Source organism: Enterococcus sp. AAFC-DPL-6103, assembly GCF_058216595.1.
The window spans coordinates 1,201,420-1,228,267 of sequence record NZ_CM177102.1 but is presented as its reverse complement, the minus strand read 5'-3'; the positions used below and the strand labels follow the sequence as shown (position 1 = coordinate 1,228,267).

The 26,848-nt window shown below is 36.2% G+C and carries 24 protein-coding genes, 2 pseudogenes and 1 CRISPR repeat array; of the genes and pseudogenes, 8 read left to right on the top strand and 18 right to left on the bottom strand.

Annotation, left to right across the window (positions count from 1 at the left end):
* Nucleotides 1–31 precede the first annotated feature (31 nt).
* Nucleotides 32–796 (top strand): DeoR/GlpR family DNA-binding transcription regulator, encoded by a 765-nt coding sequence (locus AC4BC3_RS05975; RefSeq protein ID WP_206909563.1) that lies wholly within the window; start codon nt 32–34, stop codon nt 794–796.
* Between the two features lie 213 nt (nt 797–1,009).
* Here the strand turns inward: AC4BC3_RS05975 and AC4BC3_RS05970 are convergent, their stop codons facing one another.
* The 3 genes from AC4BC3_RS05970 to AC4BC3_RS05960 all read right to left on the bottom strand — a co-directional run bounded on the left by AC4BC3_RS05970 (nt 1,010) and on the right by AC4BC3_RS05960 (nt 4,712).
* Entirely contained in the window at nt 1,010–2,389 is a 1,380-nt protein-coding gene (locus AC4BC3_RS05970) for an FAD-dependent oxidoreductase (protein WP_490467229.1), read from the bottom strand.
* A gap of 170 nt (nt 2,390–2,559) precedes the next feature.
* Nucleotides 2,560–3,723, bottom strand: a complete 1,164-nt coding sequence (locus tag AC4BC3_RS05965) for a class I SAM-dependent methyltransferase (protein ID WP_490467228.1) — start codon at nt 3,721–3,723, stop codon at nt 2,560–2,562.
* A 521-nt stretch (nt 3,724–4,244) separates the two neighbouring features.
* Nucleotides 4,245–4,712 (bottom strand): Rrf2 family transcriptional regulator, encoded by a 468-nt coding sequence (locus AC4BC3_RS05960; protein ID WP_490467227.1) that lies wholly within the window; start codon nt 4,710–4,712, stop codon nt 4,245–4,247.
* Between the two features lie 112 nt (nt 4,713–4,824).
* On the opposite strand from AC4BC3_RS05960, the gene AC4BC3_RS05955 reads away from it, so the two are divergent.
* On the top strand, nt 4,825–5,673 hold the full coding sequence (locus AC4BC3_RS05955) for an SDR family oxidoreductase (RefSeq protein ID WP_490467226.1): 849 nt from the start codon (nt 4,825–4,827) through the stop codon (nt 5,671–5,673).
* A 186-nt stretch (nt 5,674–5,859) separates the two neighbouring features.
* On the opposite strand, the gene AC4BC3_RS05950 is transcribed toward AC4BC3_RS05955, so the two are convergent.
* The 3 genes from AC4BC3_RS05950 to AC4BC3_RS05940 form a co-directional block, all read right to left on the bottom strand.
* Nucleotides 5,860–6,729 (bottom strand): histidine phosphatase family protein, encoded by an 870-nt coding sequence (locus AC4BC3_RS05950; RefSeq protein WP_490467225.1) that lies wholly within the window; start codon nt 6,727–6,729, stop codon nt 5,860–5,862.
* A 380-nt stretch (nt 6,730–7,109) separates the two neighbouring features.
* Nucleotides 7,110–7,412, bottom strand: a complete 303-nt coding sequence (locus AC4BC3_RS05945) for a hypothetical protein (RefSeq protein ID WP_206909557.1) — start codon at nt 7,410–7,412, stop codon at nt 7,110–7,112.
* 266 nt (nt 7,413–7,678) lie between these two features.
* Nucleotides 7,679–8,446, bottom strand: coding sequence for a MerR family transcriptional regulator (locus AC4BC3_RS05940; RefSeq protein WP_206909555.1), 768 nt, complete (start codon nt 8,444–8,446; stop codon nt 7,679–7,681).
* A gap of 77 nt (nt 8,447–8,523) precedes the next feature.
* Here AC4BC3_RS05940 and AC4BC3_RS05935 point away from each other — a divergent pair, with 77 nt between their 5' ends.
* Nucleotides 8,524–10,245, top strand: a complete 1,722-nt coding sequence (locus AC4BC3_RS05935; protein WP_490467224.1) for an ABC transporter ATP-binding protein — start codon at nt 8,524–8,526, stop codon at nt 10,243–10,245.
* 4 nt (nt 10,246–10,249) lie between these two features.
* Nucleotides 10,250–12,040, top strand: a complete 1,791-nt coding sequence (locus tag AC4BC3_RS05930; RefSeq protein ID WP_490467223.1) for an ABC transporter ATP-binding protein — start codon at nt 10,250–10,252, stop codon at nt 12,038–12,040.
* Between the two features lie 326 nt (nt 12,041–12,366).
* Nucleotides 12,367–12,666: a CRISPR direct-repeat array (repeat unit 36 nt; unit sequence GTTTTGGAAGCATTCAAAACAGCATAGCTCTAAAAC).
* Between the two features lie 429 nt (nt 12,667–13,095).
* Here the strand turns inward: AC4BC3_RS05930 and AC4BC3_RS05925 are convergent.
* The 7 genes and pseudogenes from AC4BC3_RS05925 to rpsN all read right to left on the bottom strand — a co-directional run bounded on the left by AC4BC3_RS05925 (nt 13,096) and on the right by rpsN (nt 16,885).
* A complete protein-coding gene (locus AC4BC3_RS05925; RefSeq protein ID WP_490467222.1) occupies nt 13,096–14,619 on the bottom strand; it encodes a zinc ABC transporter substrate-binding protein AdcA in 1,524 nt (507 codons plus the stop codon).
* Between the two features lie 18 nt (nt 14,620–14,637).
* A complete protein-coding gene (locus AC4BC3_RS05920; RefSeq protein ID WP_206909546.1) occupies nt 14,638–14,757 on the bottom strand; it encodes a putative metal homeostasis protein in 120 nt (39 codons plus the stop codon).
* A gap of 13 nt (nt 14,758–14,770) precedes the next feature.
* The gene (locus tag AC4BC3_RS05915) at nt 14,771–15,817 is read right to left on the bottom strand and encodes a CobW family GTP-binding protein (RefSeq protein WP_490467221.1); all 1,047 of its coding nucleotides are present in this window, start codon (nt 15,815–15,817) and stop codon (nt 14,771–14,773) included.
* A gap of 28 nt (nt 15,818–15,845) precedes the next feature.
* Complete coding sequence (gene rpmG, locus AC4BC3_RS05910) at nt 15,846–16,010, bottom strand: 50S ribosomal protein L33 (protein ID WP_277988516.1); 165 nt, start codon at nt 16,008–16,010, stop codon at nt 15,846–15,848.
* Nucleotides 16,011–16,017: 7 nt separating this feature from the next.
* On the bottom strand, nt 16,018–16,395 hold the full coding sequence (locus tag AC4BC3_RS05905) for a hypothetical protein (protein ID WP_490467220.1): 378 nt from the start codon (nt 16,393–16,395) through the stop codon (nt 16,018–16,020).
* An 18-nt stretch (nt 16,396–16,413) separates the two neighbouring features.
* Complete coding sequence (rpmF, locus tag AC4BC3_RS05900; protein ID WP_206909542.1) at nt 16,414–16,587, bottom strand: 50S ribosomal protein L32; 174 nt, start codon at nt 16,585–16,587, stop codon at nt 16,414–16,416.
* A 30-nt stretch (nt 16,588–16,617) separates the two neighbouring features.
* Nucleotides 16,618–16,885, bottom strand: a pseudogene (rpsN, locus tag AC4BC3_RS05895) (30S ribosomal protein S14).
* Nucleotides 16,886–17,324: 439 nt separating this feature from the next.
* On the opposite strand from rpsN, the gene AC4BC3_RS05890 reads away from it, so the two are divergent.
* The 4 genes from AC4BC3_RS05890 to AC4BC3_RS05875 all read left to right on the top strand — a co-directional run bounded on the left by AC4BC3_RS05890 (nt 17,325) and on the right by AC4BC3_RS05875 (nt 19,520).
* On the top strand, nt 17,325–18,350 hold the full coding sequence (locus AC4BC3_RS05890; protein ID WP_490467294.1) for an NADP-dependent oxidoreductase: 1,026 nt from the start codon (nt 17,325–17,327) through the stop codon (nt 18,348–18,350).
* Nucleotides 18,347–18,856: a hypothetical protein gene (locus AC4BC3_RS05885; protein WP_490467219.1), complete on the top strand. Its 510-nt coding sequence runs from the start codon at nt 18,347–18,349 to the stop codon at nt 18,854–18,856. Before AC4BC3_RS05890 ends, AC4BC3_RS05885 begins: the two co-directional genes overlap by 4 nt.
* A gap of 308 nt (nt 18,857–19,164) precedes the next feature.
* Entirely contained in the window at nt 19,165–19,386 is a 222-nt protein-coding gene (locus AC4BC3_RS05880) for a hypothetical protein (RefSeq protein WP_490467218.1), read from the top strand.
* The gene (locus AC4BC3_RS05875) at nt 19,314–19,520 is read left to right on the top strand and encodes a hypothetical protein (RefSeq protein WP_490467217.1); all 207 of its coding nucleotides are present in this window, start codon (nt 19,314–19,316) and stop codon (nt 19,518–19,520) included. The genes AC4BC3_RS05880 and AC4BC3_RS05875 overlap by 73 nt, the downstream gene beginning before the upstream one ends.
* A gap of 277 nt (nt 19,521–19,797) precedes the next feature.
* On the opposite strand, the gene AC4BC3_RS05870 is transcribed toward AC4BC3_RS05875, so the two are convergent.
* The 5 genes and pseudogenes from AC4BC3_RS05870 to AC4BC3_RS05850 all read right to left on the bottom strand — a co-directional run bounded on the left by AC4BC3_RS05870 (nt 19,798) and on the right by AC4BC3_RS05850 (nt 26,806).
* On the bottom strand, nt 19,798–20,499 hold the full coding sequence (locus AC4BC3_RS05870; RefSeq protein WP_206909540.1) for a YcjF family protein: 702 nt from the start codon (nt 20,497–20,499) through the stop codon (nt 19,798–19,800).
* Nucleotides 20,500–20,829: 330 nt separating this feature from the next.
* A complete protein-coding gene (locus AC4BC3_RS05865) occupies nt 20,830–22,215 on the bottom strand; it encodes a glycoside hydrolase family 32 protein (protein WP_490467216.1) in 1,386 nt (461 codons plus the stop codon).
* Between the two features lie 59 nt (nt 22,216–22,274).
* A pseudogene (locus AC4BC3_RS05860) lies at nt 22,275–23,651 on the bottom strand (sucrose-specific PTS transporter subunit IIBC); the annotation flags it as partial.
* Nucleotides 23,652–23,788: 137 nt separating this feature from the next.
* Nucleotides 23,789–24,772 carry a LacI family DNA-binding transcriptional regulator gene (locus AC4BC3_RS05855; RefSeq protein WP_490467215.1) on the bottom strand — a complete coding sequence of 328 codons (984 nt, stop codon included), beginning with the start codon at nt 24,770–24,772 and terminating at the stop codon, nt 23,789–23,791.
* A gap of 468 nt (nt 24,773–25,240) precedes the next feature.
* Nucleotides 25,241–26,806, bottom strand: a complete 1,566-nt coding sequence (locus AC4BC3_RS05850; RefSeq protein WP_490467214.1) for a phosphatase PAP2/LCP family protein — start codon at nt 26,804–26,806, stop codon at nt 25,241–25,243.
* Nucleotides 26,807–26,848 lie beyond the last annotated feature (42 nt).

Sequence of the window (26,848 nt, the reverse complement as noted above, 5' to 3'; positions counted from 1 at the left end):
TTTAAAAAGAAAATTATATAGGAGGTTAAAGATGAAAAACTCACTGGCAAATATTGAGGAACGACAAAAAAATATTTTGGACTTACTTCAACAACAAGAGCAAATGACTGCTCTTGAGTTGTCTGAGAACTTAAAGGTTTCGATCAGCACGATTCGCAGAGATCTAAACTTACTAGAGGAAAAAAATGAGATTATTCGAACGTATGGTTCTTGTTCTTATAATTATGAGAACAACACTGATTTCGATCAATCTGGACCAGAACGATTGAAACAAGCAATCGCTCGCGAGGCAAGTAAATATATTAATGATTATGACACTGTCTTTATAAATTCAAGTTCAACTGCTTTAAAAACGATTGAATTTGTTCATGCAAATCATCTAACAGTTGTGACAAATAATGTAAAAATCAACTATTCTTATCATAAAGAAAACTGTAATTACATTTTAACTGGAGGCGAGATGCGTTTTCCAAAGGAAGCTTTAGTTGGTGACATCGCTTTAAATACAATTTCTTCTATGAATGCTGATGTTTGCATTATTGGATGTAGCGGAGTAAGCCTTGACAACGGTGTAACAACAAAAATTTTGAATGAGTCTACCATTAACGAAATGATGATTCGGCAAACTTTCAAGTGTAAAATTCTTGTTGCTGATCATCGAAAAATTGGTTTAACATCAAAATTTAAAATTGCGGATGTTTCTGCCTTTGACTATCTGATTACGGATCGCTTTTGCTCTGAAAAAGTTTTGACCGACATTCGAAACACTGGTGTTAAAGTTATCCAAATCAATTGAAGTGACAAAGCATCTCTATTTTGAATATGAATGGTTCTGCTTTTTTGTCATTGTCATTCGTACACACCGATTTATCTATTTAAAATTCTTTCATTCATTTCATCACCTAATTCCTTCTGAAACGAAAAAAACACCTTCCAAAAGTTAAACAAACATCTGGAAGGTGTTTTTTATTTTTAATTAGCTAGAAATCATCGTATAAATATACGAAAATTATTCAATAAATTCTTTTTCAGCTAATGCATGTTGGGCTGCCAAATTCACTAAGCTCCATTGGCGGTCAAATCCTGGTTGGAAGAAAAGGTCTGCCTCAGCTAAATCTTCTAGGGTCAATTTTTGTTGAATTGCCAAAGCTAACACATTTCCTTGAGCAGTAATATCATAGGTTGATAACACAGCTCCACCCAAAATTTGATGGGTCATTGGATCGAAGAACAATTGAACAGAAACGCTTGTATTTCCGAATTTTTCTGGTACATATTTAGGTCGTAATGTATCTTCAAAATAAGCTGAAGTGATCGATACACCTGCTTTATCTGCAGTAAAACTATTCAAACCACTTGCAGCAAAATGATAATCAAACACACTCAAAGCTGATGAGCCGACCACTCCGCCAAAAGGTTTATTTGGGATACTTTCAAATAAATGTTGAACAACATAACGTGCTTCTCTTCTAGCCACTGTTGCCAAAGCAATCGGCATTTTTGTACGTGCTGGAATCGAATAAGCAAGTGTTGCATCACCAACAGCGTATACGTCTGGGAGATTTGTTTGTAAGTATTCATTGGTTACGATCCAACCACGTTTGTCTAAGTCAACCGTTCCTTCCAACCATTCAGTATTGGCTTTCACTCCTGCTGCTTGAATGATTAAATCAGTTGGAATTTCTTCGCCGTTTACTTGAATAGCTGAAACTTTCCCATCTCCTAAAAATACTTCAATTTTTGCGCCAGTCATTACTTGGATTCCTTTTTCTGTTAGATGTTTTTCTAAAATATCTGTCATTTCTTGGTCTAGATAAGTTCCCAATGGGCGATCAATCATATCTAAAAGTATTACTTCTTTTCCGGCTTTACAAAAAGCTTCTGCTGCCTCGATACCGATGTATCCGGCACCAATAACTGCTACTTGTTTAACATCAGGGTTGTTGAGCTTTTCTTTGATTTTCGTTGCCCAGTTATATCCACGCATCAAATAAACATTTTCTAAATCAGTACCTGGAACTGGAAGAGAATTGGGTGTAACACCAGAACTTAAAATCAATTTGTCATATGCATAATCAGTAGTTTGATCTTCCAGTGTATTAGTGACAGTCACTGTCTTTTGATCCGCATTGATTGCTTTTACTAAATGATTATTCAAAATGTGGACATTTTCTTCTGGAAAGTTTTCTGGTCGGAAGTTTCTGACATCATTTACGTCTGTTACTTGGTCCTCTAAATAAAGTTCCATGCCACACGACATAAACGAAATATAGTCTCCAGCCTCAAATAACGTAATCTCCACATCTTCACCATATCTAGATAATAACTCTAAAATAGATTGATGTCCGCCATGTGATGCACCTACAATAATAACTTTACTTTTACTCACGATAAATCTCCTTCCTTATTATAAAATTAATTTCTCCCCTCACAACTCCAGAATAGTACGAACGAATTAATCTGTCATACCATATGCTTGTGAAAAATCAAAAGTTATTTATTATTTCTTATCTAATCATCTGTTTACCGAAAAAAAAAAAGAAGCGAGATATTCGCTCCTTAAACATTTCGATGCATTGGAATCATATTGTTATTTGGGTGAACTAATAAATACTGGATAACATCAATATTGCTAGCTTGAAATGATGCAGCACAAGCCTGTAAATATAGATCCCACATTCGATAAAAGACTTCATCTTTTTGTTCAATCACTTTATCAGCAACTTGGTGGAAATTAGTCGTCCAATGTTCCAAAGTTAATTGATAATCACGACGTAGACTTTCAAGGTCAATTATCTGCAAATCATTTTCAGTCATATGTTCTACTAATTCTGTTACACCGGGTATATAGCCCCCTGGAAAAATATATTTATTGATCCATGCATTTTTTGCACCACCTTGCTGACGACTGATGCCATGGATTAGTGCTGTTCCATTTTTTGCCAAAAGTTTATTGATCACTGCAAAATATTCTTTTAGATTTTCTGCTCCTACATGTTCAAACATTCCAACACTAGTTATATGATCAAAAGTTTCAGTTAAGTCTCGATAATCCTTTAACTCAACCGTAACTAGTTCTTCTAAGTTTTCTTCTTTAATGATTTTTTGAATATGATGGTACTGTTCCTCACTCAAAGTGATTCCACTAGCTTTGACATGATACTCTTTGGCTGCTGTTAAGATTAAAGTCCCCCAACCACAGCCGATATCTAAGAGTGTTTCTCCCGGCTTGATAAATAGTTTATCGAGGATGTGACGGACTTTATTGATTTGTGCTTGTTCCAAGGTGTCCTCTGGTGTTTCAAAATATGCACAAGAATAAGTTAAGGTATGGTCTAGCCACATTTCGTAAAAATCATTTCCTAAATCATAATGGCTATGGATATCATGAGCAGACTGTTTTTTTGTATGTTTTTCTTTTGGTATCCACTTTTTAAAGTTATTATTGTGAAAAAAACCATGTGCTTGATTATACACGTCATAAATTAGTTCTTGTAAGTCGCCTTCAATCTCAATTTTTTTGTTCATGTACGCTTCACCTAGTGCTAATGAAGCATTGTTGATTAGTTCTTTCACTGGGATTTTTTCATTAAAAACAATGTGAAAAGCGACTTCGCCTTCAGTCTCCCCATATTCTTTAGTAGAACCGTCCCAAAACGTCACTTGTGTTTTTTTTGAAAAAGATGGTTTAAATAATTGATTGTATACTTCTTTGTCTAACATTTTACTGCCTCCTGATGCTATTTTCTGACTAAATGCCAAGAATTTCAAAAGATTTGATGCAATTATCACGAAAAACAGAAAATTATCATCTGATTTTAATCAAATTTTTCAAGAAACCCTTAACAAAAAATTTATTCAGGAACTTTATTGTACCCACTACAAAATTCTAATCATTGTCGTGCTGATTCGTACCATTTACCTCATCTCGTTTTTTCATCTTTTTGATGCGTAGAAATTTAATGCAGTCATCCTTTTAGATGTAAACATTTACATACTAGTAGCAAATCTAAAAAATTATTTGTTTTACTTATGGGAGCGTCGTGGTTTCTACAACTAACATTGTTATAGAAACATCAACAAAAGGAGGAATAAAATTATCTTATGTATACAAATAAATAAAGCTACCAAGGTTCCCCAGTAGGTCATTTTTTCCTTGACAGCTTTTTTCGCACTTTCTAGTTTTCTTTAAAGATTTTATATTTAAGTTCACTATTCCTTCGTACTCCTGCATTCTAGCTAGCTTAAAGATATTTTTCTATGATTTTTTTATTTTCTGGTCTTCGTTGAACTTCCAATAAAGAGATATCGTGAAGAATGGTATCCAATGTGATTTGTTCCATCTGTTCTTCCACTTTTTTTTGGAGAAAATCATACTCTTTTAGAAGAACATCTTGGATATTTGCACCAACCACACAATTAGGATTTGTTTTGGGATCGACTTGGATTAGATTCGTATTTCCCTCAATACTTTTATAAATATCTAAAAAAGTTATTTCACTAGGATCTTTTGCAAGAACAGGAGTTGGCTTACCTACTTTTGTGTGTATCAAACCAGCTTTTTTTAAGCTCGCCATAATTTTTCGGATATTAGCAGCATTTGTTTCAACACTGCTAGCAATCATTTCGCTAGAAAGTTGATTTGTATCTTTGAAAAGCTCGATGTAAGCAAGAATGTGGATTGCATCACTCATTTGTATGGAGTATTTCATTTTTAAAGCTCCTTTACATTTATTTCTTGACTTATTTTAACATACTCTTTATGATAAAGGTGTAAATCATATTTGTACAGCTGTCAGACGAAAATTTAAAGGAGTGTTTATTATGAACTATTTAGTAACTGGAGCAACTGGTGGATTTGGAGGCTACGCATTAGAATATCTAAGCAAGCTAGTTGATAAAAAAAGTATTTATGCTTTAGCTCGAGATAATGAAAAAGGAGCAAAATTGCAAGAGGCGGGATTTAATGTTCGAATAGGTGATTATGCGGATGAGGATTCCATGGTTGAAGCTCTGCAAGGAATCGATCGTTTGCTTTTTGTGTCAGGTGCTCCGGGAAATCGACAAGCAGAACATGGGAATGTTGTTAGAGCAGCAAAAAAAGCTGGTGTTTCATATATTGTTTACACAAGTTTTCCTAAGACAGATCAATCAACAAGTCTACTAGCTGCCGATCATTCTTTCACTGAAAAAGAAATAAAACAAGCAGAGATCAAACATACCTTTTTAAGAAATAATTGGTATTTGGAAAACGAAATGCCGATTATTCAGCGCGCATTAGCAACTGGAAAATTTGTATATGTGGCAAAAAATGGAAAAACTGGTTGGGCTCTCAAAAGAGAATATGCTGAGGCTGCTGCAAAAGTTTTGTTTAACAATGACTATCCAGAAATTCTTGAACTATCGAATACACCAATCACCTATTCAGAATTAGCAAGTGCACTAAAGGAAGCAAGTGGTAAGGAAATCGAAGCCGTGGTTGCAGATGAAACGGGATTTATCGACAACTTAGTAGCGGGCGGTCTTCCTCAACCTATTGCCGAAATGTTTCTCTCATTTCAAATGGATATTGAAACAGGTCAGTTAGATGTAGTTTCTGATGATCTACAGAAGGTACTTGGAAAACCTTTAACTAGTCGCCCCAATGCGCTCAAAGAACTAATCGAAGAGTAATTTGGATAACTTACTGATTATTTGCATGAACAGAATGAATACTTTATTGAAAGTAAAATAGAAAAGACCTTGGCTATCCAAAAAAAGCCAAGGTTTTTTCTATTGATTAGTTATCTTATAAAAAATTTTTTTATAAATTTTTGTGTATGAACTTTCAAAAAATTGCTATTTACCTAAAAATTTAGTCTATTTATCTTTTGCACCTTTTTCTAAGTAAGATAAATCATTAACTGATTCTACTGTGTATTTGCCATCTTGATAGATAATTTTACAAATACTAGCATTTTTTAACCCAGTTGATGGAACTTCTGCTGACTCATCGATTGATGCGACAAATGAAGCAATTGTCATGCCGTGTGAAGTAACTAATATTTTATCTTGACCTTTTTCTTCTGCTATTTTGACAATATCGTTTACTGCACTCGAAACACGGTCAATGACGGTTTGGTAATCCTCCGCTTGCCAACTCACTTCATCAGCAGCGACGTCATGTTCTTTTCCTAATTCTTCAAGTTTCTTTTCATCTAATTCATGCAAGGTGTCGGCAAACTCTTGAATGGTTTTGACAAATCCTTCTTCACCCATTTCATTTTGCCACTCTTCTAATGTTTTGCCCTGCTCTTTAGCAATTTCACTCCACATTTCAGGATTGGGGATTCCTTCGTAGGTGCCAAAGTTAAATTCACGTAATCGTTTATCGGTGTGTAATGTATCTAAAAGCTTTTCTTGTCCATTATTTTTCAATACTAATGTTGCAGTTTCGACTGCTCGCCCACTATCACTAGAGTAAACTGCATCAAAGTCTACATCTGCTAATCCTCTCCCTAAATCCTCTGCAACAGCGATGCCTGCTGGTGTCAACGGTGCGTCGATCCAGCCTTGTGAGCGATCCGTCGTGTTTAGCATGGTTTTGCCATGTCTCGCTAAATAAATTTCTACTCGGTCTGATTCTTTATTTGCCTCTTTTTCATTGCTTGTTGCTGAATTTGTTTCTTGACAAGCTGATAAAGAAAACATTAATCCAATTATTCCCACTACCTTCAACCATTTTTTCATTTCTATCCCCTTTCTTTTTTAAGCACTTGTAAAAAATTTCATCGAATGCTACAACAACTTACTTTTTAGCACATTCTTTTTTAGTGATGGCAAGTTGCCATACTAATCTAACTCCTCCTTTCTTTAAGCTTCTTGTTACTAAAAATTTCATTTTAGTAACATGTAATTCTATTGCCAACTACCCTTAGATAGAATGACACAAAAAAAGACCTAACCAGCCGAAACTAGTCAGGTCTTGCTTAACTTAATAATCACAATCCTATTGTCTTTCCCTATTCAATTTACTATACAAATAAATTACCATTTATAGAAAGCGCTGTCAAACGTTTTTTCACTTCATATTTCTATTTTTTAAGACTGTCCCTCAGCCTATTTCTACATCAATTGGTTTCCTGCTCAAAATAGTGGTCGATGATTTCTTTGATTCCTTGATAATCTTTGATAACAAATAGATTGGATGGCACTTCAATGATCGGCAACTTTTTTTCATTGATGAATGGCGCCAATTGTCTTGGTACGATCAGGTAATCTACCTGCTCTTTGTCTCGAAGATAATTCAATGAAACCTCATATTCTTTGGAGAAAAACTCTTTTAAGCGTTCCTGATTTCTTAAACCTATAGGAAGTGTGGAATAGGCCAATCCACCGTCTACCGCTAAGACAAAACAAATTCTCTTTTTCATTATAAACATACTCCTCATCTATAAGATTAGTGACTATTTTTTATCATTCCAAATTCCGGCAATAACGTTCACATTAAATTGATGAATCTAGGATTAATAGTTGAATTAGAAACAAAGGAATTTATCTTGACCTGAAGATCAAAGGTGATTACTTCTATTTTAACCATCTTCTCCCTTCTCTTCATCATGACTTGTTGGTTTCTTTTATCTTACAACGAACAAGATAAATTTCCAAATCGTACTTTTAGACAGATTCACTCGACCGTCTATTGTTTGTTTTTATTTTTGATTTCAATCCATGACAAATAATATTCCTTATCAGATGTCTGCTCATATTGTTTTCTTACGAGAAACTCGCCAATAATTTGCTGAATCTCATAACCTTCGGCTGTTAACAAAGCGACGGCCTCTTGCAGATTATTTCGATCATTATCGGCAGGATCTATTTCAATGATTACTGGTTGGTAATCAAACGCTGGATTGTATTCCCAAAGGATTTCTTCTTCTATTTCACCTTCAAATGTTGCATCGATACAAAAAACATATTCTAACGATTGATTTTTTTCTTGCCAAATAATCCCAGAGTTGCAGTTTTTTTCTAAATATTTTCGTGCGGTAAAGTTTTCATCTAAATCGGCACGAACCATTTTCGTAAAATCAATTTTCAAATCGTGTGTTCCAGTTAAATCAAACCCAGTTGATGAAAGATGTCGTTTTCGTTGCTCAATTTGTGCCATTTCTTCCTTTAATTTTTTAATTTCTTCTGCCAAACGTTTTTCTGTCTGCTCCAATACGTCATAAACTTCTTTTTCTGATTTTCGATAAATTCCCTGAACGTCTTTGATTGATAAACCTAGACTTCGAATGAATTTGACATCGTACAATGCAAACAAATCATCATATGTAAATGTCCGATAATCATTGGCTTCGTTTCGGGAATTCGTTAGCAAACCAATCGAATCCCAATAGCGAATCGTAGATGTTGGCAAGTTCAAAAATTTTGCAGCTTCACCAATAGAAAAAGTTTTAGTCATTTGAAAAAACCTCCTTGACCTTAAAGCTACTTTAACCTGTATACTCCATTATTGTCAAAACTAAGGAGGCATGACTTATGAAAGTACTAAAAAATTTTTTGTTACAAAATAAGGGCATCGTTGCTCTGACCAGCAGTTTCATTGTTCTACAAATCATCGGAATCTTAGGAGTGCCTATGTTAGTAGCACAACTAATCAATCTTGGTATTTTAAAAAATGATCTTGATGCAATCAAGCACATCGCTGTTCAAATGATTGTCATTACGATTTTAGGCACAATTGCTGCCGTGATTGGTAGCTATCTATCAGCAATTCTTGGCGGACGTTTTGGTCGCCAAATCAGAAAATCGTTTTTCCAAAAATTTCAAGAACTAAGCATTTCTGATATTGATAAAATTGGCTCTAGCACCTTGCTCACTCGTATGACAAATGATGTGGACAATGTTCAACAAATGATTGTGATGTTTTGTCAACTGATCTTACCTGCTCCAATCATTGCTGTTTTTGCTTTGACCATGACATATCTCAATGCTCCAAACTTATTGTGGATTCCACTGGTAGCCATCGTCTTTTATTCGGTTGTATTATTATTTTTGCTGAAAAAAGGAACGCCTATTGCATTAAGTATTCAGCCCAAAATGGACCGTATTACTACCAAACTAAGAGAGTTTTTTACTGGGATCAATATGATTCGTGCATTCAATAATCAAGACCACGAAGAAGCAAAAACCAATGAATCCTTTACTAATTATGCAAATCAGATGATTCAAGTGAATAAAATTTTCGCTTTCATCACTCCTACCGCTTTTTTGATTATGGGCGTTGTCTACGCATCCATTCTTTGGGTCGGTGGCTACCTAGTTGGCAATCAGACCATCCAAATCGGGAATATCGCAGCAATTACTGAATATGCGCTTTTAGCACTCTCATATCTTATGCTTGCAGCAATGGTTTTTGTGGTCATCCCTCGCTCCGTTGCTTCATTGAAACGACTAGAAGAAGTAATCGATTTTGAACCGTTAATCATTGACCCCAAAGAATCGCCTTCTTTTCAAATCAGAGATGCGAGCGCTGCTAGCTATCAAAATGTTTCTTTTGCCTACGGAGAAGAAAGCAATCCAGTGATTGAAAAAATTTCATTGACCATCCCAGCTGGAAAAACAACAGCAATTGTTGGCGCAACTGGTTCTGGAAAAAGTACGTTGATGAAGCTTCTTTTACGAATCAACGACCCTACAAGTGGTGAAATTAGATTGAATGATATCCCAACAACCGCTTTAACACAAAATAGTATTCGTGAACAGGTTGCTTATGTTCCCCAAAAAGCATTTTTATTCAAAGGAACAATTAAATCAAATCTTTTAATGGGAAAAGCGGATGCCACGCCAGCTGAAATTGATCAAGCAGCAACAATTTCTCAGCTAAAACCATTTGTAGATACTTTACCTGATAAATATGAATCAGTCACGGCACAAGGAGGCAGTAACTATTCTGGCGGACAGAAACAACGGATCTGTATTGCACGAGCACTAATCAAACCTGCTTCAATGTATGTATTTGATGACAGCTTCTCTGCTTTGGATTATCAAACAGATGCTGCTTTGCGAAAAGCACTCACCAAAGAATTTTCGAACAAAACACTAGTAATCATTGCTCAGCGTTTGAGTACAATCGCCCATGCTGATCACATCATCCTCATGGACAATGGCAAGGTAGCTGGTGAAGGAACACATCAAGAATTGTTAGGCACCAACAAAATTTATCAAGAAATTGCAGCCTCGCAAGGAATGAAGGAGTGATAAGATGAAACAAAACAACATGGTGGCGAATAAAAAACATGTGATGTATCGCTTTTGGAAATTACATCGTTCTGAACATAAATATTTTTATCTATTGATGTTTTGTAGTTTGCTTGGAAATATTTTAGTGGTTGCAATGACCTTCCTGATGGCATTAGGTATTGATAAAATCGTTGCAATCATCCAACTGAAAGAACCATTGTCAGTGACTCTTGGTTTACTTACAGAGCAATTACTTCCAACGGTCTTACTTTTAGTCCTGTTTTCGCTAATCAGCAGTGGACTTTCTTACGTTCAAGAACGAGCAATGGCGACATTGAGCGAACGACTTACTTTGAATACTCGAAAACTGATTACGAAAAAAATCAAAAAATTACCGATGTCTTTTTTTGATAATCATCAGGTGGGCGATCTGATTAGTCGAACGACCACTGGGTTGAATCAGCTTTCTCAAGTGTTATTGACTGGTGTCAACCAACTATTCACATCTATAGTAACTATTCTTTTTGCAGGAATCATGTTGATTTATATCGACAGTAAGATGTCAATCTTAGTGATCGGTTTACTGGTTCTTAGTGGACTGGTAACGCACAAATTTTCAATGATAAATAAAGAAGTCGCAGACAAAGCGCAAGTGAAACTGGGTAGTATCAACAACGAGATGGAAGAATATCTTTCTGGCGTCATCGTGTCAAAATCCTTTAACCAAGAGAATCAACAAATGGCTGCTATCAGTCAGACAATTGAGGAGCACTACACTGTATTTAAACGTGCGCAATTCTTAAACTTTGCTATCTATCCTTTGTCACGTTTCATTAACCAATCTGCATTCATTTTTAGTGCGATTTTTGGTGCAATGACCGTACTGAGTGGTGGAATAACGATTGGGTTCTTGCAAGCTTATCTACAATATATCAATCAAATTTCTGAACCAATTTCAACAGCTTCTTATGTCATTAACTCGATTCAAGCTGCTATGGCTTCGATTGAACGAATCTTCTATATCTTAGATCATGAAGAAGAACAAGCAGATACAAGTCGAAGAACCATTCAACAGCCTACTGGAAATATCCGATTCAAAGATGTTCGCTTCGGTTATTCACCTGACAAAACATTGATGAAGAAAGTTGATTTTGATGCGAAAGCAAATCAGAAAATCGCCATTGTTGGGCCAACCGGCGCCGGTAAAACAACACTCGTCAATCTGCTTATGCGCTTTTATGACATCGAATCCGGTCAAATCGAATTCGATGGAATTCCAACGACTGATCTTCCAAGAGAAAATCTTCGTTCCCTATTTGGAATGGTCTTACAAAATACTTGGTTATTTGAAGGTACGATTGCTGAAAATATCGCATATGGAAAAATGGATGCTACGCGAGAAGAAATTATCCAAGCAGCTAAAATTGCTCAGTGTCATCACTTTATTCTGACACTTCCTAATGGCTATGATTCCATCGTAACTAGTGACAATGGCGGAGGCCTATCGCAAGGTCAGCAACAACTGTTGACCATTGCTCGTGTCATTTTGGCAAATCCACCAGTGGTTATTTTAGATGAAGCGACTTCGAGTGTAGATACTCGAACAGAATTACAAATCCAAGAAGCAATGAACTCGTTAACACAAAATCGGACGAGTTTCGTCATTGCCCACCGCCTATCTACCATTGAAAATGCTGATTTAATTTTAGTAATGGATAAGGGCGATATCATTGAAAAAGGAACGCATAAACAACTGTTGAAACGTCCAACACTCTATCGTTCACTTTACAATAGTCAATTTCAGGCAACCTGATTTAGGTAAAAAAGATAATAATAACTATAAAAAAAACAAATCATAAACGTGTTTTAAATACGTTATAATAATATCTATACTAATAAATTATCCCTATCTTCCAACTTAATTTATTAGTACGATATTTTCTCATGTTTGTTATTCCCAAATATTTACCCAATAAAAAAACCACCAACTAGTTGGTGGTTTTTTTGGAATCACTATCAAAAAATTATTTGCTATTTTCCTGACGAATATGGCTAGTTACTGCAAACTCGTTTCCTTCAAATGGCTCAGTTGGAAATCCTCTTTTGCTTATTCTACTATTGATAAACACAGCTATTCTTAATTAAGAAGCATTCAAAACAGCATAGCTCTAAAACGTCAAAGACACATTCAGTAAATTCTTTGGTGTTTTGGAAGCATTCAAAACAGCATAGCTCTAAAACCATCTTCCGGAAAACACTATCAACGACACCGTTTTGGAAGCATTCAAAACAGCATAGCTCTAAAACAACCACAGACGAACTGCCATTCTACGTGCAGTTTTGGAAGCATTCAAAACAGCATAGCTCTAAAACTTTTGCTTGAATATATTCAGTTGAACTTAAGTTTTGGAAGCATTCAAAACAGCATAGCTCTAAAACCTCGGATAAAAATTTTTGAGGTTCCGTAATCGCACTATTCACCCATAGCAAGGCTTCAGTTTGGATGCTTCTATTGGTCTTCACTTATTTAGATTTCAAGGTTCTTTTTCTCAGTATATCATTATTTTACTAACCCAACTACCGATTGCTATTTTTTTATAACTAAATTGTTCACTCGTTACATATTACTTTACTGGTTTTCCAAGCAATTATATTGTTAAAATACAATTATTATTGGGGAAGAATTATTTTTGATTATTGTTCCATCTGAAAGATGGCGATCAATAGTTGACTTGAAAATGTTGGGGATTGTCTGAATGTTTATTGGTCATGTTGATTATTTGCACCTCCTATCTGCTTTCTTATACGCACACTAAACTAAAAACGAGGACTTCAAAAGTCCTCGTTTTTTGCTATCATACATAAGTCTTAATGTGCAATCATTTCCTGTGCAATTTCTTGTGAAGTCAAATCAGCTGGATAAAAAGTGGGCCAGTTAGTTAACTCGTTGAAAAGTTTCTGTTGGCTCTCTCCTCCAAAAAAGACATGAAAATGTTCTGCTTTAACTGGTGCAATATTGTGATCGCTAAATTGCACATATTTGAATTCTCCGGCATCCTTATCAGCTGTTTCAAAAAGGAAACGTACGCCACGATTTCCCTTTTCATAATTTAAAATCTTGTAACCAGCATAGTTGTATTCATATTGGTGATGCTGGCCATCGACAACAAAGTCAATTGTATGATCTGTGATTGTCATTTTATCGACAGTTGTTTTATAACCAGTTGCGTAATAAGATTTATATTCCTGTGCTGTTTTGTCTTTATTCAATTTTGCTTTATAGTCGAAAACTTGATCTAAATCGCCTTCTTTTAGCAGAGGATAAAGGGATTGCCACTCACCTGCATAATCAGCTAATGTTCGGTCTTTGACTGCATCGTCTTCAAAGTAGCCATTAGCAACAGTCTTAGTCGATTTCGCTGCGTTTTCTTGTTTGATTTCTTTACCTGCAACACTTGTTGTTTTTTCCAAAGCAGTTAGATTATCTTTCATCACCGAAAGATAATCTTCCCCATTTGCCATCTGCTCTTTTGTTAAACTTTCGACAGGATTTAATACTTCGAGTTTGACTTTTGCCTCATCAGCTAACGTTTTTGCAATTTTATCTTCGGCATTTTCTTCAAAATAGATGTATTTGATCTCATTTTCTTGAACATATTCTTTTAGCTCTGCTAGGCGACTTGGTGAAGGCTCTTGATCTGGAGACAAACCTGCAATCGGAACTTGATTCAATCCATAATCTAAAGCCAGGTATCCAAAAGCAGCATGTTGTGTCACAAAGTTTTTTTGCTTAGCTGTACTTAATTTTTCTGTGTACTCTTCATCTAATTTTTTTAATTTTGTTAGATACGTTTCTGCATTTGTTTCAAAAGTTTTCTTTTTCTTCGGATAAAGTTGTTCTAATTGTTCCTTGATAGATGTCACTTCTTTAATCGCCATCTTAGGTGAGACCCATGTATGGGGATCTAACTCATGATGATGTCCTTCTTCCCCGTGGTCATGATCATGTTCTTCCTCACTTCCAGGTAACAACACCATCCCATTGATTCCTTTGATTACATTAGGTGCACCTTTTTTCCAACTTTTCTCAGCTTGTGGCACCCAAGTTTCCATATTTTCATTATGATAAACAAAGACATCTGCATCATGAATACTTGCGATTTCCTTAGCAGATGGTTCATAATCATGTGGCTCCGTTCCAGCTGGAATCAACAACTTGACCTCGCCTTCATCTCCGACAATATTCTTCGTGAATTCATACATAGGATAAAAAGTTGTGATAACTGAAAGTTTTTCTTTTTCGGTTTCTTTACTTGTTGGACTATTTGTGCTGCACGCGCCTAGTACGCTTGCTAATAGTAGACTAAACAAACCAATTTTCCACTTGTTCATTTGATTTCTCCTTTTCATTCAACTAGCTCGCTTTTTATTTTGCTTATATTCTTTGATAATCTTTAATGCTCGTTTTCTTGTCTTGATATTCGGACTTTTTAATCGTCGATACGCACTTGAAAGGTCTGTTTTCTCCATTGATTTCTCCTTCTTATTGCTTATAAGTGATGCACAATTGATTAAATGTTTCTTCTATTTTTTTCGACGCTAAATTTTTTCCAATAAGTACGATTTTCGTTGTCGTTTTTTCTAGCGGAGTCAGTTGAAAGCTCACTTGCTGATTGACACCTTGGACAGCAACTGCTAATTCACGGTTTTCTAGTGCAATGATTCCTTTAAAACGATACAATTCTTGATTGGCAAATAATAACCAATCAATCCAGCGTATTAATGCAGCTTCATTTAATTCACATTCTGTAGTCAGTAAGACGGTTTGGAAACCATGCTCGTCATGTTGATGAACGGCTGACCTGTGTGAGTGACCATGTAGGTGGTCTTTGTGATGATGATCTCTAGAGTGAGGCTCATTTGTCCTTTCAACCTCAGTTTGAGTTGCCAGAGATTCGTTTAACCCTTCCGTTGCCTGAAATTTGTCTAAGTGAAAAAAGTCGGTTGCAGTAATCGGGGCTGTTTCCGAAAAATAAATAAAATCGGCTAATGGATTGATTTCAGTCAATGTTGCTACTATTTCTGAGCAATTGTTGACGGTATCTCCTTCTTTTAACGCAAAAACAATTCGATCTGCCAGCGCAATTTGTTTCAGGCTGACTGGCTCATTTTGATATATCGAACAATTTTGCCTATCCACGACAGTCAAAAGACTATCAATATAATAAGTATTTCGCAGGATAGGCGTAGTTAAAATCGTTTGGATAATTGGCTGAGGATCAGCAATTCCTGTTGTTTCAATAATAATTTGAGACAAAGGAACTTGCCATTCTTTGGTCACTTCTTCAATGCTTGCTAAAGTTGTTATCAAATCTTCTCTCAAGCTACAACACATGCAGCCGTTGTTCAATTGTAAAACACGCTCCTTTGTGTGCAGTAAGAGTTCGTGGTCGATTCCTGTTTGTCCGACCTCATTTTCAATAATAATTATTTCTTCTCTTGGCAGCTCGGATGCGTTTAACGCCTGGTTGATCAAGGTTGTTTTTCCAGCTCCTAAAAAGCCAGATACGATTGTTATCGGTATCCCCAACGAAATCACCTTTCTTCTTCAAAAATGCTTACTTCACCTCTTTAAAAATTACACGTCGACGTAATTTAGGCGAATATTTTTTCAAAACTAAACGTTCTGGCGTATTTCGTTTATTTTTACTTGTTAAATAAATTCGTTCAGCTGTTTCTTCGCACGCTAAAATAATTGTTTGTCTCAATCGTTTCACCTTCATTTCTGATTTATCTTTCTGACAAAAACGCTTCAACTTGAACTTGTTCATCATAACTAAATTTTCCTTGATCAAGTCGGATCATCAATTCATTTTTCAATGAAACTGGTATCTCCCAAAACCCATCAATTTTTTGGAAAAGTTCTGTTTCATACACAGTAAAAATTGGATAAATTGCTAAAAATTCTTCAAATAAAAGATCCGCTTCCTCATAAAAATCCCGTACAAGTCCTCTTTCAATTGCTTCAGCTGTTGGATGGCCGTTCTCAGTAATGAGTTTATTAGTAACCATTGAACGATAAAGAGCCGTTTTACTGAAGTCTTCGTTACTATTTTTCTGATAAAATTGAAAACTTTGTTCAACTAGTGGTGGATAAATGATGTTCATTTTAATCCTAATCCTCCCTTATTCTTTGCCAGTTACGTTGCGACCTTTATAATACCCTTTAAGTGAAACATGATGACTGCGACGATAATCACCTATTTCTTCATCTAATGAAATTTCAGGTTTCGCTATTTTTAAATGTGCTCTACGTAATCTCTTTTTTGCTTTTGATGTCTTTCTTGCTGGAACTGCCATTCTTTATTCCTCCAGATTTTCTTTTTTTTATCAACTTGCTTTTTTTACCCCTGGTATCAAACCTTGAAACGCCAATTCTCGGAACCTTATTCTGGATATACCAAATTTTTGCATGTAGCCTCGAGGTCTGCCATCTATTGGATCGCGTCGTTTCAAACGATTAGGATTCGCATTTTTGGTTAGCATTGCCAAACCTTCATAGTCGTTGACAGCTTTTAACGGAAATTCGAATTTCTGCATACTGCTCAATCAACTCCTGCTGTTTTCTTGTGCGTGCTATTTTTGATTTTTTAGCCATTGATGGGAACACTCCTTTTTTTCGATTTGCTCATCGCAAAACGTAATCTTTACGATTTAACAACGACACTTTATCAAGTAAGTTTTACTTTGTCAACATAAAAATAACATGAAATTTTATTCAAATGAATATCCATACATGTATATACCCGTTTTAACAATCGTTTTTGTCAATATGCAATAAATAGAAAAACATCGTTCTCTCGCTCTCTGACAGTCTGATAAACTTGATACAATTAGTCGAAACATTGTACATGTTTTTACGTTGGATAAACCAAAAACGACTTTCGTACTGAAGGAAAGTCGTTTTTCGATTCCTCAGAGATTATTGGTTGACATTTTTAAACCAATGAACTAAACTCGTGAAAGTGATTCGTTCAAAATATTAAACGATTAAATCAAACACGTATAAATTGGAGGAAATAATCATGAAAAACACAATGCAAGCGGCTGTCATTGATACTTACAAACAACCGATGCCTAAAATCAAGGAGGTTCCTATTCCGAACATTCGTTCGAATGATGTATTAGTGAAAATCGTTGCTGCAAGTATCAATCCGATCGATATAAAAACCAAAGATGGCGGGCTTAAAATGTTGCTTAGTTATGATATGCCCATGATTATGGGAAGTGACTTTGCTGGAATCGTCACGGCAGTTGGCGAAAAAGTAACAAACTATTCAGTTGGAGATGCGGTCTATGGACGAGTTCAAAAGAATCGAATTGGGACCTTTGCCGAATACATCTCTGTCGATCAAGGAGATATCGCACTCAAGCCCAAAAATATCAACTTTGAAGAAGCTGCTTCGATCCCCTTAGTTGGACTAACAAGTTATCAAGCTTTACATGATATTATGCAGATTCAACCCGGTGAGAAAGTCTTGATTCAAGGCGGTTCTGGAGGGATTGGAACAATAGCGATCCAAATTGCAAAATACTTAGGTACTTATGTTGCCACAACTACTTCTGCAACTAATTTTGATCTCGTAAAATCATTAGGAGCTGATTATCCAATTAATTATCAAACAACAAACTTTGCAGAAGTTTTAAAAGACTACGATTATGTATTTGATACACGTGGTGGTGCGACATTAGAAGATGCCTTCAAAATCATCAAACCTGGCGGAAAAGTGGTCAGCATTGCTGGGTTACCTAATTATCGATTTGGTAAAGAATATGGTGTCCCTCTTTGGAAACGACTTGCGTTCGGAATCGTGACACGTAATCTAACAAAATTAGAAAAACAAACAAAGGCCTCTTATACTTTTCTTTTCATGAAACCAAGTGGTACACAGTTAGATATCTTAGGACAACTGATTGAAGCCGAAATAATTAAGCCGGTGATTGATCGAATTGTTCCACTGAGCAAAATAGAAGAAGCCCTTACTTATTCACAATCTGGTCATGCTACTGGAAAAATCATTTTGCAAATGACCAATGATTCTGAAAAAGAGGTGCGCGTATGACAGGCACAATGATCCTTTTTCTTTTATCATTGATTGCTTTCATGCTCATTCGCAAACTTACAACAAAGAAATTGTCTTCCTTGACTCTATTTTTAGAAATGCTAGCCACTTCGTCTTTGAGTTATCTAGCTGCTTTACTTATTTGGCTCAGTTTTCGACGAGTTAACTTTTCTTTTACTAATGGAATTGTCTGGCTTATTTGGTTATTGATGTTTTTAAGTGGTGTACTTGGTATCCGCTCGTTAGGCAAACGACTCACAGTTTTTCATCAACAGGCTGACAGCCAACTAGATGTTTCTCGTTTTGCGAAAGAACTCGCTTACCATACTGGGGTGTTTTGGAAACTAATGATTGTCATTTCCATGGCAACTTTTTTGGCAACTGCTACCTTGCCCACTACCTTCATCTTGTTCTCACTTAGCTTTCTTGTAACGATCGCACTGATCATCGAAAGTGCTGTCCATCTATTTCAAATAAAACAGAAAAACTTGTCTGCTAAATACTAAAAAGTATATGTAAAAAATAACAGCCATAGTGAAATAGGCACACAGGCCGGTAAGTCAATAAAAACTGCTTTATTTTCTTCACAAAATGAATAAGCAAAGGGGCCTAATCAATCTTTTGATGCAACACAGTTCCACACGTGAATATACCGATCAACCAATTGATGAAAAAACTAAATAAACCATACTTGCACGCAGTCAAATGGCACCAACATCAAGTTATCTTCAAGCCTATATAATTATCGAAGTGACTGATCCTGAAACGAGAGGAAGTTGATGTAACTTTAGCTACACAAAAAGCGTTCATTGCAGTGCAAACTTTAGGCTTGGATGGTGTCATTATCGGTGGTGTTCGAAATGAAATGGATCAATTAGCAGATTTATTTCATCTACCAGAACGAGTGATGCCATTGTTTGTCTTGTGCTTAGGTTATCCAGCAGAACAACTGCCAGTTAAACCATGTTTACCTCAATCATTTGTTGTCGGAACAAACACTTATCCAGACTTAACCAAAACTATAACCAAAAAGTAAGTAACTATTATGACCGGCTAACAAATGATGCAGATAAACTTAATTGGGTTGAACGCTGTATCCATGCGCTCGAGCAAAAGCGACGTTTTGAAGTGGATGATTTTGTGAAACAGGCAGGCTCCTTAAAAAATTAAATTTTTTTGAGCTAAAGTTCTTTATTGTTCAAGACTAAACTTCACTATGTAAAAACACTTCTCACAAAAAAGAACAAACAAGCTGAAAGCAGATCACTGTTTTCAGCTTGTTTGTATTCCGTAAGGTCAAAATAAAAGACTATGACTATGCTTATAGGCTCTTCAACGAAAAATATTTTAGACCATTTATCAATCAGTCTAATAAACTTGTTTGTTTAATTTATTTTCATAAAATGATCAAAAAAAGCTGACCACCTATCAGATAGTCAACTTTTAGCTATTTTTTCTTACTAACTCCTTGAATTGCCTTGAACAACGTATCAAATTGACCCTTAAACGACATTACCTGATCAAAGATATCTTCCCCATCATTCAACATTTTGACCGTCACCCACCCAAGAGATTCCGTAATTGCCATGGCAACCACGGCGTTGACCGCACCGCCACTGATTGTTCCAACTACTGGAATAAATTTTAAAATATTACCTACTGCACTACGACCCAGGCTAACAACTACCAGTTCTTTAGTCAAACTTTTACCCAGACTTTCCGACCAAGACTGTCCAAATATTTTGTGTAAACGTGCCATCATCGTCAACTGTACTGGCACTAATAAAAACGCATCGGAAAACGGAATTGGTGATAAACCAATGATTGCAGCTGTTAAGGATGCCACATGAACTGTTGTATGACATTTTTTACGAGTTTCTTGATCTACATCTGCTAGAAATTCATCAAAAATGCTATCGAAGCGACTCCGACTAGCAGCCGTCAACTGTAATGCTTTATCCTTTGTACTATCAAGGGATTTCATGATAGCAGTGGAGGTTTTACTTGGAAATTGTTTCAACACGTCAGCAAAGAACGACTGAAATTCTTCTCGTTCTTCCGGTGTCTCTAGCTCATCTATTTCATCGAATTTCTTTTCACTTAGTAGGTTAAACTGCTTCTCTTTTTGTTTACTCTTTTTCCCGAACATCTTCCATGACCCCTTTATCAAAAAAATACTAAAGAAATTGTAGCACGGAATAGAATTTGACAACAAGAAAACGTTCAGGACATGTCTATTACTAGCAAAAGTTTATCATTTATTTAATTAAGTAGACGTTTACAAATCTAACTTCCTCTGTTCCATTTTCTTGAGCTAGAATTTTAACTTACTAAAAAAATCTAGAGTTGAAAATATGTCTATTCTCTATAAAAAAGTTGACGAGTACTTAGACTACTTTTTAACTTGTATTATTTACTACTTTTCAAAGAATGTCTCAAATCGACACAAAAAACCACCAAAAAAATGGTGGTTTTTCTTTTAACGACAATCACGCAAGCTGAAATGTACGCCCCGTCCTTGATTCTTACCATTGTATTTAAGCTGTGGTTTTGCAGATGCGAAAAACCTTGCTGAAGCTACTGCTACTCCATGGTTTACAAAAATTTCTACGGCTGACCCATCAATCATCAGCTGTATTTCTCTCAATGGTTCAGTTAAATGGTAGCATCGAGATTCCTTTTTACCATCCTCCCAATTTATTCGACTCAATACGAGCCTCGCTGTCTGATCATCAAACTTTAACGAGAAACCTGTTGTGACTTCAAATTGAAATTCTTTGACCGGAGAATCAAATATTAGACATATTTCTGAACCAAATTCTGCCAAGGGAGATTCCCAGTCTTCCATCAACTCAAAAGAAGACTGTTTTCCACGCAACTGCTGTAATTCTCGGACAGGCTTTTGACAAAGTCGCCCCTCATGGAAGTTTACTTCACGAGGAATCGTTAAACAATGCACCCACTTTTCTGCAACTGTTGGTTGTGCTTGTTCCTTTTCAGGTGGCATTACACCCATCCAACCATAGAGTATGCGTCGCCCATCAGTCGTTTCAAACGTTTGAGGCGCATAAAATTCAAATCCCCAATCCATTTCTGTCAATCCATGTTCTGATACAATCTGCCATTCTTTCGTCAGTGGCAAATAGACCGTTTGATAAATATTTTGATACTGTTCTCTCTCTGGGGTTAATCCTTGTGGCGAATAAAGCAAGAGATCTTGACCATCCACCTGGAAAAGATCGGGACATTCCCACATATAGCCTCGCTGAGAGATTTTGTCCATTTCACTTGGATCAAAAAGCTCACCATCAAACTGCCATTGTTTAAAGTCAGTGGACGAGTAACAGAGAATTGTGCCTTGTTCTGCTAAGGTTTGTGCTCCAAGCACTAAACGCCATTGATGTGTTTTTTTATCAAACCAGACTTTTGGATCACGCACATGGCGTGTATACCCCTGAGGATGTTCAAAAATTGGGCCTAATTTCTTAAAATCGACACCGTTTTCTGAAACTGCCCAACACTGAAAACTACTTCGACTTTCATCAGGATTAATTACATTTCCAGTATAGAACAAGTACAATTTGCCATCCTTTTCAATTGCTGATCCAGAATAAATTCCGTCTTTGTCATAAGACTCACTAGGAATCAACGCTGCCGGCAAACGTTTCCAGTGAACCATGTCCTGAGAAACGACATGTCCCCAGGATTTATAATCATGAGTGCAGTCTTTGGAATTCCATTGATAAAAGAGATGATACGCTCCTTGGTATTCAATCAATCCATTTGGATCATTTAGTAACCCTTCTTCTGGTGTACAATGAAAACTCAATGGGTAACGACTGTCTTTTCCTTTACCATCTAACATCTAACTTTCACTTCCTTACTAAAGCCAATTGTTTATGCTTGTCCCAGCTCTTCTTCCACTTTTTCTTGGTAGCCGAACAAGTACGTCAAGACAAAAGCTACACCGATTGCTAAGATATTTACAAATAAATAAGGTAATAATTGACCGTTTAAATAAAGCAACGTTCCAGGAATAACTGTAATTGCCATTCCAGTTCCAGCTAATTGTAGCAAACTAGCTGCAAATCCACCCACAGCACCACCAATCAACCCCATGATAAAAGGTTTTACATAACGTAAGTTTACCCCGAAGATTGCTGGTTCTGTTATGCCTAAGAAAGCTGATAAGGCAGATGGAAAACATAATGCCTTTAATTTTTTCGATTTCGTTTTGAAGCCAACAGCTAAAGTGGCGCCACCTTGTGCTGCAATAGAACAAGTAATAATTGCATTAAACGGGTTCACACCAGTATTTGCCAAAAGCTGAACTTCTAAGAAATTAAAGATGTGATGTACACCAGTTACGACGACTAGCTGATTCAAAAAGCCAATAATCAAACCAGCTAAACCAAATGGTAAAGCTAAGACAAATTCTGTTCCATTCAAGACCACTGTTTCAAAAGAGTGGAAAATTGGTCCAATCACCATCAAGGATAGTAAGCTCATGACTAACAATGTAACAAAAGGTGTAACTAATAAATCAAACGTATCTGGTACTGACTTATGCAATCTTTTTTCCAATTTTGAACCCAAGATACCGGCAATAAACGCTGGTAAAACAGTTCCCTGATAGCCTACAATCGGAATAAAATTCAACAACATAATTGGTGTAGCATCGCCGGAAGCTACTGCATAAGCGTTTGGTAAAGCAGGATTAACTAACATTAATCCTAAAACAATCCCGATAATTGGACTACCTCCAAAAACTTTAAATGTTGACCAAGCGACTAAAGCTGGGAGAAAGGCAAACGCTGTATCGGTTAAAACTTGCGTGTATAAAAGAAAGTCCGAATTGATTGCATCAGGTGTCATACCAAACAGTTGCAAAATTTGTGGTTGAGTAATCAATCCGCGAAGCCCCATAAACAGACCCGTTGCAACTAAGACTGGAATAATCGGCACGAAGACATCCCCAAACGTACGCACTATTCGTTGAAAAGGATTCGCATTTTTAGCTGCCTCTGATTTCATTTCAGTTGTGGAAGACTCGTTAGCACCTAAGCCAACAACTTCGTCATAAATTTTATTCACAGTCCCCGTTCCAAAAATAATCTGATATTGACCAGAGTTAAAAAATGCACCTTTCACTTTAGGAATATCTTCTACCTTTTTTTTATCAATCTTACTTTCATCGTTGACCATCAATCGTAGTCGAGTCGCGCAATGCGCAACGCTTCGAATGTTTTCTGTACCACCAACGGCATTAATTACTTCTGTTGCAATCTCTCGATTTTCCATTTTGTTCTTCCTCCTCATCTTTTGTGGAACCGTTCCCATTTTTACTTAAAAAAATAATAAAATAAAACCTCATAGCCTTGTGGAACCGTTCCCCTATTGACAAGGTCAGCGTAACACGCAAATGTATGCGCTGTCAACTATTTTTTGACAGCACATACGCTATTTCTGATAATCATTGTCGTATCAATGATTGTTCGTCGATCAACCTCATTTCCTTTTAAAAGCTCAGTCATCAAGTACGCTGCCTTCTCACCGACAAATTGATGGTGAAAGTCAACTGTCGTTAACGGTGGATAGAGATACTCGCCAAAAGAATAACCACCAAATCCAGCAATCGAAAGTTCGGTACCAATAGCAATATTCAATTGGTTTGCAGCTTTAATTACCCCCATCGCCATACTATCTGTCGCGCAGATAACCAAACTAGCATTACTTTGAGGTAGTAATTCTAATCCTAACTGATAATTATCTTCTGGATAAAAAGTTGAAGAAACAATCTGTGGTGTGATTCCCTTATCAAGAAAAGTGGTCACAACCCCTTGTTTTCGATTGATTCCAACTGATAAATCATTTTCTGGCACACCAATATATACTACTTCTTTATGCCCATATTCCAGCAAAGTTTGCGCAAGATTCACACCTGCTTGATAATTATCATGATCTACGGAATAGACTGCTTCATTCGATTGCCCGACAAACAAGATTGGCACATCGATTGAATTCGCTACTTTGATATGTTCTTCCGTAATTTCCGTTGCCAATAAAATAATACCAGCTACTTTGTTTTGCACTAAACTGTAGATATTCTCAATCTCACGTTTGATTTCCAATTCGGTATTAGAAATCAACATTTGAAACCCATTTTTTCTTGCAACTTCATCAATTCCATTCAAAATTGCCATGATGGATGGCGAAGTTAGTCGGGGAGAAATCACTCCGATGAAATTGCTTTTTTGGCTCTTTAGATTACGAGCAAACTCATTAGGCGAATAATTATATTTGTTGATAATTTTTTCGATTTTTTCTGCCGTTGCTTCACTCACATATCCTTTATTCAAATAACGAGAAACCGTACTCTTCGAGACTCCGGATTCTTTAGCAATCTGTTTAATAGTAACCATTATTTCTCCTTATGAATGTTTGTTTTTCTTTATGATACCACAAGAATCACCAATCAAATCAGTTAGACCATCATCTCTCCACCAGGCTGAACGTTACCGATCTTATTTGGATGCGGTGATAACTGGCACTGATTTAGATAAATTAACAGACATTGCGCAAAAATTCATGGGGCTTCCACACTCTATGTCGCCGGCGTTGGCATAACAAAGTATGAAAATTATGATATTACTTCTCGTTCTGCTCTGATACTTCAAGCAGATTTATTGATTGAAACTTATTTGGTACTATATTTTTAATCATTGAGCACAAAATCTAGGTTTCGTATAAAACGCATAAAGGACCTACCCAATTTATAGATAGGTCTTTATGTGTTTTATACGTGAATAAATTTTATCTCTTCAATTAATTATTTGTTCCTAATACACCGCGTATTCGTTTTTAATTTGTCTCCTGACTAGGCTCCTTCGTCACAAGTGTAGTTGTTTATGCAATAAATCTTTCACTCTTTGAACTTCTTCTACCGGTATTGTTTGGTAAGATATTCCATCTTGTCCAGTAATTCCATCTCCCGTAAAACCTTCACCTTGGACTTGTTCACTGTCAATAGTTGTTAAACAAGAATAATAACCTGTTAAGATTTTTTGCATTTGGTCGAAGGTCAGATCCGTCTTCCCATTCTCTCCAATGCCATCCATAATTTTCTGATAACTAAAAACACTTTTCGTTGATAGCATTTTATCTATTAGCAATTCCATTACTTCTCGTTGTCTACCTTGACGACCATAATCACCTTTAGGATCTTCATAACGCATTCGCGAATATTGTAATGCTTCCCAACCATCCAAATGTTGCTTCCCTTTTGGAAAATCAATTCCTTCAGCTGAAAAAGCAAAATCATTATCTACAGTGACTCCACCTACTGCGTCTACCAGTGTCTGCAACCCGTCCATATTGACCGACACATAATGATGAATTGGGATATCTAAAAATGTTTCAACAGTATTCATAATCATTTCTGGCCCACCAATCGAATGTGCGTGATTGATTTTATCTTCGTAATCTGCCCCAACGATTTCTACAAACGAATCTCGTGGAATACTTACTAAAGTTGTTTTCTTCGTCTGATTATTCAAAGTTGCCACCATAATCGTGTTTGCTCTGTAGTCCGTTTTTCTTTTTGAATCATTTGCAATGCCCAATAGTAAAATGCTCATTGGTTCTGAAGCTTCCGGCGCTTTCGTATTTCCTTTTCGTTCAACGGGTGAATACATTGAATCTGCCATTTTTTGACTACTGTGGTAAAAGCGCAAAGCAAAAACACTCAAACCAGAAACAATGATAACAAGCACAGTAACTAAACTTAGTAAAACTTTTTGTCCTGTTGAAAAACGACTTTTTCTAGTTTGCAGAATAGTGAATGTTTCTTGTCGTAAGTGTGGATAAAAAAGACCAGCTGTTCCAAAAGTCGTCCCATACCCAAGCAACAATCCAGTAAAAACATCACTGAAATAATGGACACCTAAGTAAATGCGACCACCAGCAATCACAGCTAATAAGAAACAGAAAACCAGTTTGATTGGTAAAGAAATCTTTTGATTGCTGAAAGCATAAATCACAACCATGGAACAAACAAATGTCATGATCAATACGGAGTGCCCACTTGGAAAACTGTAGGACGAACGTGCAAGATATTGCAATTGATCTGGGCGTGTTCGTTGTATCAAATGCTTTAAGACATAGCCAATACCACTAACAAATAGGAGATTCCCCAAACACCAAATTGCTAAAGATTTTCGATTCTTTCTTAGTAAAAAAATTGCTATTACGCCAAAAATAAGTAACATTGTACCAATCGTCGCTACCTTCGCTACCAAACCTATCAAAACAGTTATATAGGCATTATCGGGTAACCGATGTTGGATGAAAATTTGATCCGCATGATGAAGCCATGGCGCATCCGTCATAACACCACTTGTAACTACGAGTAGTAAGAACAACGCAGCAGCGCTGTTCAAAAACAATTTCTTTCGCATAAAGTATCCTCACTTTTCATTCTTTTATTTTGTTCATAACAA

Bases quoted from the DNA above. Each gene is read 5' to 3' on its own strand.
- AC4BC3_RS05975 (WP_206909563.1), top strand. From the start codon at position 32: ATGAAAAACTCACTGGCAAATATTGAGGAACGACAAAAAAATATTTTG.
- AC4BC3_RS05965 (WP_490467228.1), bottom strand. From the start codon at position 3,723: ATGTTAGACAAAGAAGTATACAATCAATTATTTAAACCATCTTTTTCA.
- AC4BC3_RS05960 (WP_490467227.1), bottom strand. From the start codon at position 4,712: ATGAAATACTCCATACAAATGAGTGATGCAATCCACATTCTTGCTTAC.
- AC4BC3_RS05955 (WP_490467226.1), top strand. From the start codon at position 4,825: ATGAACTATTTAGTAACTGGAGCAACTGGTGGATTTGGAGGCTACGCA.
- AC4BC3_RS05950 (WP_490467225.1), bottom strand. From the start codon at position 6,729: ATGAAAAAATGGTTGAAGGTAGTGGGAATAATTGGATTAATGTTTTCT.
- AC4BC3_RS05945 (WP_206909557.1), bottom strand. From the start codon at position 7,412: ATGAAAAAGAGAATTTGTTTTGTCTTAGCGGTAGACGGTGGATTGGCC.
- AC4BC3_RS05940 (WP_206909555.1), bottom strand. From the start codon at position 8,446: ATGACTAAAACTTTTTCTATTGGTGAAGCTGCAAAATTTTTGAACTTG.
- AC4BC3_RS05935 (WP_490467224.1), top strand. From the start codon at position 8,524: ATGAAAGTACTAAAAAATTTTTTGTTACAAAATAAGGGCATCGTTGCT.
- AC4BC3_RS05930 (WP_490467223.1), top strand. From the start codon at position 10,250: ATGAAACAAAACAACATGGTGGCGAATAAAAAACATGTGATGTATCGC.
- AC4BC3_RS05925 (WP_490467222.1), bottom strand. From the start codon at position 14,619: ATGAACAAGTGGAAAATTGGTTTGTTTAGTCTACTATTAGCAAGCGTA.
- AC4BC3_RS05920 (WP_206909546.1), bottom strand. From the start codon at position 14,757: ATGGAGAAAACAGACCTTTCAAGTGCGTATCGACGATTAAAAAGTCCG.
- rpmG (WP_277988516.1), bottom strand. From the start codon at position 16,010: ATGAAGGTGAAACGATTGAGACAAACAATTATTTTAGCGTGCGAAGAA.
- AC4BC3_RS05905 (WP_490467220.1), bottom strand. From the start codon at position 16,395: ATGAACATCATTTATCCACCACTAGTTGAACAAAGTTTTCAATTTTAT.
- rpmF (WP_206909542.1), bottom strand. From the start codon at position 16,587: ATGGCAGTTCCAGCAAGAAAGACATCAAAAGCAAAAAAGAGATTACGT.
- AC4BC3_RS05890 (WP_490467294.1), top strand. From the start codon at position 17,325: ATGCAAGCGGCTGTCATTGATACTTACAAACAACCGATGCCTAAAATC.
- AC4BC3_RS05885 (WP_490467219.1), top strand. From the start codon at position 18,347: ATGACAGGCACAATGATCCTTTTTCTTTTATCATTGATTGCTTTCATG.
- AC4BC3_RS05875 (WP_490467217.1), top strand. From the start codon at position 19,314: ATGTTTACCTCAATCATTTGTTGTCGGAACAAACACTTATCCAGACTT.
- AC4BC3_RS05870 (WP_206909540.1), bottom strand. From the start codon at position 20,499: ATGTTCGGGAAAAAGAGTAAACAAAAAGAGAAGCAGTTTAACCTACTA.
- AC4BC3_RS05865 (WP_490467216.1), bottom strand. From the start codon at position 22,215: ATGTTAGATGGTAAAGGAAAAGACAGTCGTTACCCATTGAGTTTTCAT.
- AC4BC3_RS05855 (WP_490467215.1), bottom strand. From the start codon at position 24,772: ATGGTTACTATTAAACAGATTGCTAAAGAATCCGGAGTCTCGAAGAGT.
- AC4BC3_RS05850 (WP_490467214.1), bottom strand. From the start codon at position 26,806: ATGCGAAAGAAATTGTTTTTGAACAGCGCTGCTGCGTTGTTCTTACTA.